Raw genomic sequence first — 11,071 nt, 5'->3', positions numbered from 1 at the left:
GCAGTTCGTCCGGATTTGCCGTTACAATGGGCGTTAATGAACGCGCTCTTGATATTCTGGGGCGTTTCTTTTTGCACTGTTAGATATTGCGTTGGAGTGATTGTGGACTCCTGCTATGGTTCTGGGAATGTAAATTTATCTGCTTCTGCTGCTGTTCCTGCCACTGGGTTTTCTGGGCATCCTCTCACGTCTTCGGCACGGAAGGCGATGAGGATTCGCATGGCTTGTTTTGGGGATTTGCACAGTTTAGCGGAGCTTTTGGCCAATAGTTTTCACCCTCCGGTGGGGTTGATGATGTTGGCTTATCCGTTTTTGCGGTTGGGGATCTACGAGGATTTGCGAACTCGGTTTTTGGCCAATTCGCCCCATCATGTTTGTTTAACTGCGATCGCGCCTCCGGTTTCTCCCCTGTCTTCGACTGGGGAGGAAATTGCGGGAATTGTGGAATTAGCCCTGCGATCGCCGACTCTCCCGGAAATGGAGACGGTTCAATCGCCCTATATTTCTAATCTGGCGGTGAGTCCAACTCACCGACGACAAGGCATTGGGCGACAGTTATTATTAAGTTGTGAACCCGTTGCCCAAGAATGGGGCTTTCAGGAAATTTATCTGCACGTTTTAGAAAATAATGAGAAGGCGAAACAACTGTATCGCTCTTTAGGCTACGAAACGGAGAAGGTTGAGAATACTTGTGCTAATTTCCTCTTTAAGCAACCCCGCCGCCTGTTACTCCGTAAGCGACTAGGTTAAAGTAAGCAGTTGAGAGTTGATAGTTAATCAAACAGATCAAGCATGGCTGAGGAACTTTTCAATGGGACGGCTCATCCTCAAGACATTCTCGTCAAATTACGAGGGAATGAGGTTTTTGTGGTGAATAGTCGTCGCAAAAACGGCTTGATTATCTATAAAACCCATCACGCGGAGTTTGCGGGGCCGGGTGCGGTGGTGGGTAGTGTGTTTGATACGGATGTCACGGCCATTTTACCTGTGGGGAATTGGTCGATTGTCCCGCCGCAAAATGCTGCCGAGCAACAACGGGCTTATTTGATGCGCCGACAATGGCTCAAGTTATTTAAACAGGTGACGGAGAAGGTTGATCCCCTCCAACGAGTGCAAACCATTCTCAATCAGTTTGAAAATTGGTTTGATGCGGATACGGTGAATTTGTTACCCGATCGCGCGATCGCGCATCTCGTTGGTGTACTCCCCATGACAGTCCGAGAAGTCCGTAGGAAAGGGGAATGGTAATTAGGAATTGGGGATTAGGAATTGGGGATTAGGAATTGGGGATTAGGAATTGGGAATTAGGAATTGGGAATTGGGAATTGGGAATTGGGATCAAGAAACCGGGTTTCTGCTCAACATTGTGGGCAAACAAGATAAATTTAGATAGAAACCCGGTTTCTACACGACAAACAACAAACAACAAAATCACAAAACCTGCTTGAGTCGGGCAATTGTGCGTTGGTTTTCATCGGGTGTACCTACAGTGATGCGAAACCCTCCTCCGGTATGACGGATTAATGTACCGTTGGCTTTTAGGGTTTGTTGAATTTTACTGTATTTGGGAGAGTCCAGATCAGTCCCTCGTAACCGCACATAGAAGAAATTGGCATCACTGGGCCACACTTCTAGGGGAGAGAGTTGGGAAAGTTTCTCATAGAGCTTGTCTCGCTCTTGTAGGATGGTTTTAATGGAGGGTAAGAGGACCTGACGTTGTTCTAAGGCCAATTGGGCGGCCAGTTGGGAAAAACTGGGTAAATTGTAGGGGAGACGGACTTTTTCTAAGGCCGTAATCACCAAAGGATGGCCGATGGCATATCCTACCCGTAGGGCTGCCAACCGAAAGGCTTTGGAAAATGTCCGCAAAATGACCCAATTGGAATGGTCATCTAATTCCTCCACTAAAGAGGTTTGGCTAAATTCAAAATAGGCTTCATCAATAACAACTAAAATATCCTCCGAGAGACGGCGCAACCAATCAATTTCTGCGGGGGTTAAAGCGTTGGATGTGGGGGAATTGGGGTGGACGACAAAGACGGCACGAATGGGGGGATTTTGGGTGTTTTCTAAGGCGGTTTTGGCTTGGTCTAAGTTAATAGAAAAATCATCTGGATTTCGTTCGACTGACAGGACGGGAACACCCAAAGTTTGGGCAATAATGCCATACATGGAAAAAGTGGGATTCGCCACTAAAATTGCTCCTTCTCCCCCGACACAGGTGGCAATTAATAGAGAACGAATTAACTCATCTGACCCATTGCCTACGGAGATTTTGAGGGCAGTTAGGGGAGTTTTAAGACTAGCTGTTTCTGTAACATATTCTGCGATCGCGCTTTTTAATACCTGATGTCCTCCGTCTGGATAACGGTTATTTTTGACTTGATTTTGATATAACCAAGCCAATTTTTCTTTAAATTCTGGCGGTAAATCATAGGGACTTTCATTAGTATCTAATTGATCTACTTGTCTAGTAGATTCTCCTCCCGGATGTGGGGTATAGGCTTTTAGTTGTGCTAAGTCAGAGCGAATAAATTTCATTTCTTTTCTTCTTGGTTGTTGGTTCTTTGTTGTTGGTTCTTTGTTGTTGGTTGACCAGATAAGTTAGTCGGCCAGAAACCAGGTTTCTCCTCAAATCTGTAAAAACAGATGATAAATTTGAATAGAAACCCGGTTTCTTCGCAGCATCCATCACCAATGACCCATGACCAATTACCCAATACCCATTATCCCAATTAATTATCTTGAACTAATGTAATGACTGTTAATTCAGGAGGACAATTTAAGCGGCCTGGGAAATAAGTTCCTAACCCACGATTCACATATAATTGATTTTCCCCGACGTGGTGATATCCCTTACCCCATTCCCAATGTTTCACCACTCTGGCACAATCTCGGAGGAGGGGAATATAGGGATGTAACAATTTGGGGGTGTTTTTGCGTAACGGTTCTAACAGGACCGGAAATGACCCCAACTTGGGTAATACCACTTGTCCCCCGTGGGTATGCCCTGATAATTGTAAATCAACTCGCCAGGGTTTCAGCAAGGCCGCGGTGTCGGGATTGTGGGATAAGACAATGCGGGGGAGATCGGGATCAAGTTGTTCCAAGAGGGGACGGGGGGAAAATTCGCCGGACCATAAATCCGCTAATCCCACAATGGGTAATTTGGGTCCGAAGGGATAGGTAATAGTATTCCACAATATCTCAATATCCACCCGTTGTAAGGCTTTGGTAATCATTTCCCGTGAATCGAGAAAATAATTATCGTGGTTGCCTAAAACGGCCACAGTGCCATGATGACTGTTTAATTCCTTGAGATAGGTGGCCAGTTGGTGGACTGGGGAGGGATCATCCGTGACATAATCACCGGTGAGAACCACTAAATCGGGGTTTTCTCGGTTACTTGCGGTGATGGTTTCTTCGAGGAGTTCATTGGATAACCGTTTGCCATCGTAGTGCAAATCAGTGAGTTGCACGATTTTCTTCCCCTCCAACGAGGAAGGTAAGTTGGGAATTTCAATGGTTAACCGTTCGATGGTGAGTGGTTCTAACCAAATCGGAGTTAACGGATTTGGTTTTGTCGCGTGCGGTGATAGTTTCCCCCTTGCCATAAGATTTTGAAATTAAAAATAAATCAGTCGATGAAAGGTGTGAATAGGTTAGACGCGATCGCGCGATCGCGGTATCAGACTTAACAGAGTACATTCCCAGACTAATCGAGGTTGGGCATAAGCGAGTAAATTTTTCTTCGCTTGTTCCAGTTGACGGACAAAACCCCCCTCAAGTTGTCCCCTTTGTTGATTATGCCAATAGCGATATTGCAGATAATCAATAAGCCAGAGTTGGACTTCTGTATCTAGGGTTTTATCGAGTTCTTTGGCCAGTTGCAAGGCAGCTAAGGCCGTTTTCGGGGGAGTCAACAGTTGGTTAAGTAAGTCTTGGGGAATAGTTTGCAGGTGTTCTTGGGCTAAAATGGCCGCCCCTGGACTCCCTTGGGCTATGGCCAATAAGGTTTCATCCTGCTTGATCTCCTCTCTGCCCAAATTATCTAATACTTGTTGCAATTCTGCCTCTGCAAGTCGATAGAAAGGGATACGTTGACAACGAGAGACGAGGGTGGGTAATAAAGCATCTGCACTGGGGGAAATTAAGATAATAGTTGCTCTGCCAGGTTCTTCTAAGGTTTTCAGCAGGGCATTGGCTGCCCCTTCGGCCATGGTGTGGGCATCTTCGATGACAACAACAGCGCGGGTTGCTTCGAGGGGAGGCCGTGATAAAAATTGGCCAATGTCCCGAATTTGTTCAATGCGAATTTTCGGGGGGGCTTTCCGTTTTAATCCTGATTCTGCGGCTTCTTGGGCGGTGAGAAGTTGATTTTGGTGTTGATAGGTGGGTTGCACCCAGAGGAAGTCGGGGTGGTTTTGGGCGGTGAGTTTTTGATGGATGAGGGGATGTTTGTCGGGGGGGATATTATGCCGTAAGAGGAGTTCACTAAATCCTAGGGCGGCCAGTCGTCGTCCAATCCCCGGAGACCCCACAAACAGGTAAGCAGGGGCAATCCGGTCTTTGGCGACGGCTTGTTTCAGGAGTTCGATGCTGGTTTGATGACCAATGAGGGTTTCAAAGGGGGACATTGTTTTTTTCACAAATAACCAACAACTAACAACCAACAACAAATCTTAATTTTTCCTTAATTTGCTGATGGACGAGTTGGGGGGGGGGATTGGCATTAATGCGGGTGATGCGGTGGGGGTGTTGTTGACTGAGGGTGAGGAAGCCTTGATGGACGCGATGATGGAAGTTTAGGTGGGTTTGTTCGATGCGATCGCGCTTTCCCCGTTGCTGGGCCCGATCTAATCCCACTGGGACCGGGACATCTAACCAGAGCGTCAGATGGCTCTCTAAGCCTCCTGTGGCTATGAAATTGAGGGTTTGGATTAAATCTAGGTCTAAGCCGCGGCCATAGCCCTGATAGGCAATGGTGGAGTCGGTATAGCGATCGCACAAAATCACCGTCCCTTGGCTTAAAGCAGGTTTGAGAATTTCTTCCACGTGCTGGGCCCGATCCGCCGCATATAATAGAAGTTCAGTGCGACTTTGGGGAGACCCCTGTTCTAACAGGAGATGACGGAGATGTTGTCCTAAGTCCGTCCCACCGGGTTCACGGGTGACAAGTACGGGAAAATCCTCACCGCACTGCTGTTTCAGCCATTGTTCGGTGTACTGAATTTGTGTGGTTTTTCCGGCCCCTTCTCCCCCTTCAAAAACAATGAATTTTCCAGTCATTCTTGTTATCCTTGTGCTAACGGTCAGGTCATGATTGAGTCTCCAGGCTTGACTCTCCAGGCTTGACTCTAGGGGGGTTAATCCGGATCAACGGTGTCATCCCTTGAATGAGTCAACAGAGTCATGGGGTCTATGAGTCATTTTTTCATGATTCAGGACGGCTCTTCCCAAGGATTCGATATCATGGGAGAGTCGGACAAAGATGTGATGTTCTAGGGTCAGGTTGTTTGATATGGCTCGCTATGTCTGTTCTTTCCAATTTCCAGCTTCCCAAGAAAACTTCCTGATGCTGATCAGTGAAGTGCTGCGATCGTGCAATTTTGAAATTGTTTACGATACCGATGACTATATGATGGGGCGAGAAATTCCCGGTCGGGTGTCTTTCACCCAACTCGTTACGGTAGAAGCCTTAGTGGACAAGTCTCACACCAATCAACAAGAGGTTCGCATGAATTGCGTGATTAAAAACGAGGAACTCCCTCTCAAAGTCAATAATCACTGTCGGCGAATGTTTGACACGGTAAAACAAGCGATCGCAGAAAAAGCCGAATTACAAGTCCATTAAACCGGGGAATTAAGGAAACGGAGTTCAGGAGACGATTGACTCCAAGGCCAGAACTCAACTCAAATGCCTCTCAGTCAACCCTTCCCCTCCTGCATTAATTCCCCGTTTCTCTCTTAACTTCTTCCCATTAAGACTCATCGGGGCCCGTCTCCTCATTTTCACCAAGCATCATTGCTGGGTCAATTAACGTGATGTCAAAGGGATCATCCGAAGAACCCGAGGCCGAAACTTCCTTTTGACGCATTTGATAAATGGCAAACACTTGCGGCCCAAACACCACCTCATCTCCATGCTTTAAGTTATGATTCGGCATTTTGCGGCCATTAATTAACAGGCCATTCACACTCTTGTTGCCTTTTTCGTCTCCATCCACAATCTGATAATAGGACGTACCATCGTCGCGGATGCGTCGGTTCAGAATAGCGTGACGACGAGAGACAAATTGGGAGGAAAGGGGAATATCACAACTCTGATCTCTCCCTAGGGAGTAAGTTGCGTCTCCAAGCGGAATGGAGCGTCTTCCCTGCTCGTCTTCTATAATCAGTAAATGCTCTTGTTGCTTTTTGGCAGCCATTAGCGATTGATGATGTTGCTCGTTGCTCATATTCTGGACAATGGTGAACAGTCGGTCCAGGGACAGACTCCACCATTGAAGGCGAAGGGGTAGCCCATTAGGTAGATGAAAACTTGGCGGAGTTGGGGAGTCAACTCAGTCACTTCCTTCATTCCTATTTTGTCATATTCCTTGAGAATCCATGAGAGAAAGTGACTTCCTCCCTCTGTCTCAATAATAAGGAATTCGTGACCACAAGGACAGAACTCAAGGCCATCAGTCCTCCTGCGGTGGCCGGGTTGAGGACAATGCCCCAAGTCGGCAATAACAGTCCGGCAGCAATAGGGATAGCAAAAGCATTATAGCCCAAAGCCCAAAAGAGATTTTGACGAATTTTACGCAGGGTGGCGAGGCCGAGTTGAATGGCCTGGGTGAGGTTGTCGAGGGGATATTGGCCTTGACCTTGGGGAGTCATGAGGATAATTCCTGCCGCTTCTAGGGCAATTTCTGTGCCACTGCGGAGGGCAATGCCTACATCCGCTTGAGCCAAGGCAGGTGCGTCGTTGATGCCGTCTCCTACCATAGCGATGGGGTGGGGGGTGTTGGCTTGTAATTGTTGGATAATTTGGGCTTTTTCCGTGGGGCGAATTTTGGCTTTAATGTGGCTGATCTTCAGTTGGGCCGCAATGGCTTGGGCCGCGTCCTCTCGGTCTCCCGTCAATAATAGGACGGTATAGCCCCAATTTTGCAATTTAGCGACCGTTTGACGAGCTTCTGGACGTAGGGGGTCTTGGAGGGCAATTACGCCCTGTAACGCGCCGTTAACCGCCACATAAATCACGGTTTTGCCTTGGTTTAAATAGGGGGTTATTTGCTCATTTAAGGCGTTGGGGAGCGTTACGCCCTGTTGGGTCATCCAGTCCTCGTTTCCCACCTGTATGGGCTGAAAATCGCCCTCCCAGTCCACATGGGCAGATACCCCTAACCCGGCTTCGGTTTGAAACTCTTGGGCTTTCAGGAGGGGAAGTTCTAACTGTTGGGCTTTTTCTAGCAGTGCGGTGGCCAGGGGATGGTTGGCCCCACTTTCCACGGTAGCAGCCCATTGAATTAAATATTCTTCGCTGCATTGGGGGTGGGTGGTAAAACAGTCGGTGACTTGGGGCCGGCCTTGGGTTAATGTTCCGGTTTTATCGAAGACCACGGTTTTCAGGTGGCCAATGCGTTCGAGGACATCTCCCCCTTTAATTAAAATACCTCGTTCTGCGCCGATGCTTGTTCCCACTAAAATGGCGGTGGGGGTGGCCAGTCCTAACGCACAGGGACAGGCGATGACTAAAACTGCGATCGCAAGTTTTAAACTCAGTAAAAGGGGAGAATGGGTCCCTTGTTGCACCACCGTCTCCGGCCAGATATTCGTCCCCAGCACATACCAAAAACCAAACGTCAATAAAGCTATCCCCATCACCCCATAAGCAAAATATCCCGCCACCTTATCCGCAAATTGTTGAATCGGAGCTTTGCGAGTTTGGGCTTCTTCCACCGCTTGGATAATTTGGGCGAGAGCAGTATCCTGTCCCGTATGGGTCACTTGAACCGTCACTGCACCGGACTGGTTCATTGTTCCAGCAACCACCGACTCCCCCCCCTCTTTTCGTACTGGAGTTGCTTCCCCCGTCACCATAGACTCATTTACAGTTGTCGTCCCAGCAATAATTTCTCCATCAACCGGAATTTTTTCCCCCGGCAAAACCCGCACTCTCTCCCCAACCCGCACCAACTCCACCGGAATTTCAATCCCCGTTTCCTCCTCACTCTCTGTGTCTCCCACCAACCGCGCAACTTGAGGCCGTAACGCCAATAACTTTTCCAAAGCCGCAGACGCACGGCCTCTTGCCCGGCCTTCTAACGTCCGTCCTAGGAAAATAAACCCAAACAGCATCACAGGTTCATCAAAAAAGCACTCCCACCCCAACTGAGGAAAAAGTAAAGCCACACAACTCGCTAAATAAGCACTTAACGTCCCCAATCCAACTAAAGTATTCATATTAGGGTTGCCATATCTAATGCCAATAGCCCCATCCACTAAAATTTCCCGTCCAGGGATCAGTAACGCGAGAGTCGCAAGTCCCCAGTGAACCCAAATATTACTTAAAACCGGAATTTCTGGGCCGCCCCAATGTTCAATATGGCCCAGACCCGAAACCAATAACAGAATAGCCGCAGTGAGCAGTCGCCACAATTGTTCCCGTTCTTCCTTTTGCCGACGTTGAGCTAAATTATCGGCCTCTTTCGTTTGACTCTGGGGAGGCCGCACTTGGGAGGGAAACCCCCGTGAGGTGAGAAGGTCTGCCAGTTCGTCTGGTTGAACGGTGTTATCGTCGTATTGAACAACGGCCACTTGGGTTATCAAGTTCACTTGTGCGCTGTCCACCCCCGCATTCCGCTTGAGTTGTCGTTCTACAGCATTCACACATCCTGCACATTTCATCCCCCCCACATCAAGGGTTGTGGTGGTTAAATGAGGGGTTAGGGTTTGGGTGTCTTGGGGTTTCGCTACAACTTGCATTTTTGGTTATTGGTTATTTGTTCTTTGTTGTTGGTTATTTGTTGTTTGTGAAAAGGGGAACAGGGAACAGGGAATAGGGAATAAAATATTGTTAGTTTTCTCTATCTCCCCCATCTTCCCCATCTCCCCCATCTTCCCCATCTCCCCCATCTCCCCCATCTCCCCCATCTCCCCCCTCCACAATCCCCTCGCTATCTATCTTAATGCTCACCGATACCGAAACGTAGTGTCTGACTACAAAAATCAACAGTGTAGATAGTGCATCAGTTGCCGGAGGAAGTCACTGTCGAGGGTAAAGCGTTGTTGGAACTCAGCGAGATTGCGATATTTTCCCTGTTGTTGTCGTTGTTTGACAATGCTTTGGGCAAATTGGTCTGTAATTTGGGGAATTTTCGCTAATTGTTGGACAGTAGCGGTATTGAGGTTAATTTTTTGGGGAAAGAGTACACTATCGGGGTCGTAGTAGATAAATTGAAGTAAGGGGTCTAAGCGTTGCAGGTGGCTGAGGGGAATATTTCCGGCTGCGGCCAAGTCTTCGAGGCAGAGGAATTGTACACCTGTGCCGCTTAGTTCTACTAAGGTTCTGGCTTGGTGAATGGAAAGACCGGGTAAACGCAACCAATCATCGACGGTTGCCCGATTTACGTCGATTTTCAGTCCTAATTCGGCAGCAATCTCGATTTCGTCCCAAGATTGCAAGCGATAATACGGGTCACGCTGCATTTTCCCTCGAATTTTTGCCCTTTTGGGGTTGAGGGTTTGGGAAAGTTTTTTGGCTGTTGTGAACCAGTTTTGCACGATGGGTTAGGGGTCGAACCACAGAGGTCTTGGCAATTATAACCTGGAGTTCTAGGGGTGTTGTTTGAACCACAAAGACACAAAGGACACGAAGGGGGTTGACTGTGAGAGGGAGGAGGTTGAGGGTTAAGGAGAATTTTGAGGAGTTGTTGGGATTTTTGCTTGTTTTTGAGAGGGGGGGAGGTTCGTTGTACAGATTTTGCGTTTTGTCAAGGGATAGGATACAAAAATTTAAGTTTTGTTGTCTGGCTGAAAGAGTCTGAAGTTTACTGCATAGTTTTTGTATTTTGTCAAGTATTGAAGGTAAAAAAATCTATAACAAAGAACCAACAACCTAAATCTGATTCAACAACTGACGACGCTTCTGTTCAAATTCGTATTCGGTTAATAAGCCCTCTTGACGGAGTTGTTCGAGTTGTCGTAAGCCTTGGGCTACGAGGTCGATGTTTTCTGGGTTGGTAGTGGGGGTGGGAGGGGGGTCTGCTTCGGCGAGTTCGGGGTTGAAGCGACGTTGGAATTTTTCTTGATCAAGGAAGAAATACCAAAAGACATCAATAACGCTGGCAATATGGGGGATGGGGGTTGCAAAGAGGAGCAAATACAGTATGCCCCAACGGGGTTGTCTTAAATAAAATTTTTGTAAGCCAGCGATGGGGGTGATGACTCCTACGACGGCTAAGAGAATAGCGATTTTTTGATTTTTCGGTTGTTGCCACAATTGCTCAAACACTTGGGGGGTCTATCCTTGTTTTGCCAACCTACACTGTTTGGGAATGATGGGACGTTCGGGGGGGGAGGAGATGGGAGGGGTTTGACCGCTACCCCCAGATACGGGAAACCGAATTGTCCCCTTGCTTTTGCCTACTTTACAATGATAATAAGCTGTTCTACTCATTGGACAGTTTTTAATATAATTGATTGACAAGACTTTTCATTTATCGCTGAGGAATCATGGCTTTTTTTGATTCGGAAGTCGTCCAGCAAGAGGCAAAGCAACTCTTTGAGGATTATCAGTCCTTGATGCAGCTTGGGGGCGAATACGGAAAATTTGACCGAGAAGGGAAAAAACTCTATATCGAACGCATGGAAGCGTTGATGGAGCGTTATCGCATTTTTATGAAGCGTTTTGAGTTATCGGATGATTTTATGGCTCAGATGACGGTTCAACAGTTAAAAACCCAGTTAAATCAATTTGGGATTACGCCGCAACAGATGTTTGACCAAATGCACATGACTCTAGAACGGATGAAGTCTGAGCTTCCTGAGTAAGGAAGGCTGAGTTTGATGGGTTTTTCTTGTC

At 47.5% G+C, this 11,071-nt stretch carries 12 protein-coding genes; 4 read left to right on the top strand and 8 right to left on the bottom strand.

The window, feature by feature from the left end; genetic code table 11:
• Positions 1–102: 102 nt before the first annotated feature.
• A complete protein-coding gene (locus PN462_RS04950) occupies positions 103–750 on the top strand; it encodes a GNAT family N-acetyltransferase (protein ID WP_272126905.1) in 648 nt (215 codons plus the stop codon).
• Positions 751–792: 42 nt separating this feature from the next.
• Positions 793–1,248, top strand: coding sequence for a hypothetical protein (locus tag PN462_RS04945; RefSeq protein WP_272126904.1), 456 nt, complete (start codon positions 793–795; stop codon positions 1,246–1,248).
• 183 nt (positions 1,249–1,431) lie between these two features.
• Here the strand turns inward: PN462_RS04945 and PN462_RS04940 are convergent, their stop codons facing one another.
• The 4 genes from PN462_RS04940 to tmk all read right to left on the bottom strand — a co-directional run bounded on the left by PN462_RS04940 (position 1,432) and on the right by tmk (position 5,289).
• Entirely contained in the window at positions 1,432–2,541 is a 1,110-nt protein-coding gene (locus PN462_RS04940) for a histidinol-phosphate transaminase (RefSeq protein ID WP_272126903.1), read from the bottom strand.
• Between the two features lie 194 nt (positions 2,542–2,735).
• Positions 2,736–3,614, bottom strand: a complete 879-nt coding sequence (locus tag PN462_RS04935; protein WP_272126902.1) for a metallophosphoesterase — start codon at positions 3,612–3,614, stop codon at positions 2,736–2,738.
• Between the two features lie 48 nt (positions 3,615–3,662).
• Positions 3,663–4,637: a DNA polymerase III subunit delta' gene (gene holB, locus PN462_RS04930; RefSeq protein ID WP_272126901.1), complete on the bottom strand. Its 975-nt coding sequence runs from the start codon at positions 4,635–4,637 to the stop codon at positions 3,663–3,665.
• 25 nt (positions 4,638–4,662) lie between these two features.
• Positions 4,663–5,289, bottom strand: a complete 627-nt coding sequence (gene tmk, locus PN462_RS04925) for a dTMP kinase (protein ID WP_272126900.1) — start codon at positions 5,287–5,289, stop codon at positions 4,663–4,665.
• A gap of 286 nt (positions 5,290–5,575) precedes the next feature.
• Between tmk and PN462_RS04920 the strand changes: the two genes are divergently transcribed.
• Positions 5,576–5,854: a hypothetical protein gene (locus PN462_RS04920; protein ID WP_272126899.1), complete on the top strand. Its 279-nt coding sequence runs from the start codon at positions 5,576–5,578 to the stop codon at positions 5,852–5,854.
• 127 nt (positions 5,855–5,981) lie between these two features.
• On the opposite strand, the gene PN462_RS04915 is transcribed toward PN462_RS04920, so the two are convergent.
• From PN462_RS04915 to PN462_RS04900, 4 genes are all read right to left on the bottom strand, one after another.
• The gene (locus tag PN462_RS04915; RefSeq protein WP_272126898.1) at positions 5,982–6,458 is read right to left on the bottom strand and encodes an FHA domain-containing protein; all 477 of its coding nucleotides are present in this window, start codon (positions 6,456–6,458) and stop codon (positions 5,982–5,984) included.
• A gap of 124 nt (positions 6,459–6,582) precedes the next feature.
• Positions 6,583–8,973, bottom strand: coding sequence for a heavy metal translocating P-type ATPase (locus PN462_RS04910; protein WP_272126897.1), 2,391 nt, complete (start codon positions 8,971–8,973; stop codon positions 6,583–6,585).
• A gap of 243 nt (positions 8,974–9,216) precedes the next feature.
• Complete coding sequence (locus PN462_RS04905; protein WP_272126896.1) at positions 9,217–9,696, bottom strand: ComEA family DNA-binding protein; 480 nt, start codon at positions 9,694–9,696, stop codon at positions 9,217–9,219.
• Between the two features lie 409 nt (positions 9,697–10,105).
• Complete coding sequence (locus PN462_RS04900) at positions 10,106–10,501, bottom strand: NINE protein (protein ID WP_272126895.1); 396 nt, start codon at positions 10,499–10,501, stop codon at positions 10,106–10,108.
• A gap of 221 nt (positions 10,502–10,722) precedes the next feature.
• On the opposite strand from PN462_RS04900, the gene PN462_RS04895 reads away from it, so the two are divergent.
• A complete protein-coding gene (locus tag PN462_RS04895; RefSeq protein ID WP_272126894.1) occupies positions 10,723–11,040 on the top strand; it encodes a DUF1825 family protein in 318 nt (105 codons plus the stop codon).
• Positions 11,041–11,071: the final 31 nt, after the last annotated feature.

It is taken from the genome of Spirulina sp. CS-785/01 (assembly GCF_028330525.1).
Taxonomy (GTDB): Bacteria; Cyanobacteriota; Cyanobacteriia; order Cyanobacteriales; family Spirulinaceae; genus JAQMSD01.
The sequence above is the reverse complement of the archived record's forward strand: the minus strand, read 5'-3'. Positions and strand labels throughout refer to the sequence as shown.

Bases quoted from the DNA above. Each gene is read 5' to 3' on its own strand.
- PN462_RS04945 (WP_272126904.1), top strand. From the start codon at position 793: ATGGCTGAGGAACTTTTCAATGGGACGGCTCATCCTCAAGACATTCTC.
- PN462_RS04940 (WP_272126903.1), bottom strand. From the start codon at position 2,541: ATGAAATTTATTCGCTCTGACTTAGCACAACTAAAAGCCTATACCCCA.
- PN462_RS04935 (WP_272126902.1), bottom strand. From the start codon at position 3,614: ATGGCAAGGGGGAAACTATCACCGCACGCGACAAAACCAAATCCGTTA.
- holB (WP_272126901.1), bottom strand. From the start codon at position 4,637: ATGTCCCCCTTTGAAACCCTCATTGGTCATCAAACCAGCATCGAACTC.
- tmk (WP_272126900.1), bottom strand. From the start codon at position 5,289: ATGACTGGAAAATTCATTGTTTTTGAAGGGGGAGAAGGGGCCGGAAAA.
- PN462_RS04920 (WP_272126899.1), top strand. From the start codon at position 5,576: ATGCTGATCAGTGAAGTGCTGCGATCGTGCAATTTTGAAATTGTTTAC.
- PN462_RS04915 (WP_272126898.1), bottom strand. From the start codon at position 6,458: ATGAGCAACGAGCAACATCATCAATCGCTAATGGCTGCCAAAAAGCAA.
- PN462_RS04910 (WP_272126897.1), bottom strand. From the start codon at position 8,973: ATGCAAGTTGTAGCGAAACCCCAAGACACCCAAACCCTAACCCCTCAT.
- PN462_RS04905 (WP_272126896.1), bottom strand. From the start codon at position 9,696: ATGCAGCGTGACCCGTATTATCGCTTGCAATCTTGGGACGAAATCGAG.
- PN462_RS04895 (WP_272126894.1), top strand. From the start codon at position 10,723: ATGGCTTTTTTTGATTCGGAAGTCGTCCAGCAAGAGGCAAAGCAACTC.